Consider the following 2,053-nt stretch of genomic DNA (forward strand, 5'->3'; position numbering starts at 1 on the left):
CGCTTCTACGACAACGTGCCGGTCGTGAGCTGGGTAGTGCTGGGCGGACGCTGCCGCCGGTGTCATGCCCCCATCACCCCCCGCTACCTGGTGGTGGAGGTGCTCACCGCGCTGCTTTTCCTGGCCTGTTACGCGCGCTTCGGCACCACCTGGCCCACGCTGAAGTTCTGCGTCTTCTGCTTCCTGCTGCTGGGGCTGATCTTCACCGACGCCGAGACCAAGCTCCTACCCGACGGACTCACCCTCAGCGGGCTGGGGCTGGGCCTGGTGTTCAGCCTGCTGCTCCCGGTGGATGACCTGTCGCTGGGGCTGCTGTCGGCGTATTTCCCGGGGGCACTCGACTCGCGCATTGCCTGGCGGCTGTTCTCGCTGGCGGGCGCGCTGCTGGCGGCGGGGCTGGGAGCGGGACTGATCTGGGGAGCGGGCGCAGCCTACCAGTGGGCGCGCGGCCGCGAGGGCATGGGCTTCGGCGACGTGAAGCTCATGGGCATGGTGGGGGCCTTCCTGGGCATCAAGCTGACGCTGTTCACGCTGCTGGGAGCTTCGGTGGTGGGCTCGCTGTTCGGGCTGGTCACCGTGCTGGTCGTTTGGCTGCGGCGCACGCGCCGCCGCCAAACCAAGCACCGTGAGGACCCGGCCGCTTCCCGCCGCCGCGCCTGGAAGTCCGCCCTGGTCTTCTACCATGGCTACGAGGTCCCCTTCGGAATCTTCCTGGGCGGGATGGCGGTGGTGGCCGCCATCGCGGGCAACGCCGCCGTGAATTGGTATCTGGGGATGCTGCTGTGAAGCTGCTGGCCAATCCGCTGGTGATGAAGATGCTCCTCGTCCTGCTGCTGGCGGCGGCGGCCCTGGTGGCGGCAGCGCTGCTGATGCGCTATCTGCGGCGCAGCCTCCGCGAGGAGGGCGAAGTGGAGGAGAGCGGCCCGCCGGTGGAGGGCGCCGCCTTCGAGGCGGCCGCCTACCGGGCGGTGATCCAGCGGCTCAAAGAGCAGGAGCGGGAGGTGGAGCGGCTGCACCGCATCGAGCGGCAGCGCGCCGCCAAGAGTGAGAACGTCAGCGAGGCCGTGATCTCCAACCTGACCAGCGGGGTGGTGCTCTTCGATTCTGCGGGACTGGTGCGCCAGGCCAACCCGGCGGCGCGCACCATCCTGGGCTACGCCTCGGTCTTCGGGCTGCACGCCCGCGACCTGTTCCGGGGGGCGGGCGCGGTGCGCGACGAGAGCCCGGAGGGAGACGAGACTCCCTCCGACCTGGTGGCCGCGGTGGAAGCGGCCCTGCGCGAGGGCCGCTCCTTCCGCCGCCTGGAGGCCGACTACCTCACCCCGGCCAACGAGGCCCGGGTGCTGGGCATCACGCTCTCGCCGGTGAGCGCGCGCGACGGCTCTTCCCTGGGCGCCGCCTGCCTGGTCAGCGACCTCACCGAGATCGCCGACCTCTCGCGCCAGATACGCCTGAGGGAGAACCTGGCCTCGCTGGGCGAGATGTCGGCGGGCATCGCCCACGAGTTCAAGAACTCGCTGGCCACCATCTCCGGGTACGCCCAGATGCTGGCCGCCGAGGAACATCCGGAGGCGCGCGAATTCGGCGCCAAGATCGCGCGCGAGACCGAGGCCCTCACCCGCATCGTCACCGACTTCCTGAACTTCGCCCGGCCGCAGAAGATCGAGCCCGAGACCCTGGACCTGCGCCCGTTGCTGGAGGAAGCCGCGCGCGGCTGCACTCTCGACCTCGACCTGGGGAAGGTGCCCCCGGGGCTCACCCTGGAGGGCGACCGCACCGCGCTGTGCCAGGCCTTCTCCAACCTGCTGCGCAACAGCGCTGAGGCCGGCCCGGCGGGACCTCCTGTGAGCCTGGAGGTGGCGGCGGAGGCCGGCGAGCAGGAGACCCGCATCACCTTGCGCGACAACGGTCCCGGCATCCCTCCGGAGAACCTGGCCCATATCTTCATTCCTTTTTTCACCACCAAGGCGGGCGGCACCGGGCTGGGCCTGGCCCTGGTCCACCGCATCGTGACCGAGCACGGCGGCTCGATCAGCGTGGCCAGCGACCCCTC

At 70.3% G+C, this 2,053-nt stretch carries 2 protein-coding genes; both read left to right on the forward strand.

Annotated elements, in window-relative coordinates:
• Window positions 1–786 (forward strand): prepilin peptidase (locus VEG08_13235; protein ID HXZ28950.1); only part of this gene is annotated, 786 nt, incomplete at its 5' end.
• The coding region (locus VEG08_13240) for an ATP-binding protein (protein ID HXZ28951.1) at window positions 783–2,053 on the forward strand (1,271 nt) is incomplete at its 3' end. The genes VEG08_13235 and VEG08_13240, both read left to right, overlap by 4 nt.

The organism is Terriglobales bacterium, from assembly GCA_035624475.1.
In the GTDB taxonomy this organism is placed as follows: Bacteria; Acidobacteriota; Terriglobia; order Terriglobales; family Acidobacteriaceae; genus DASPRL01.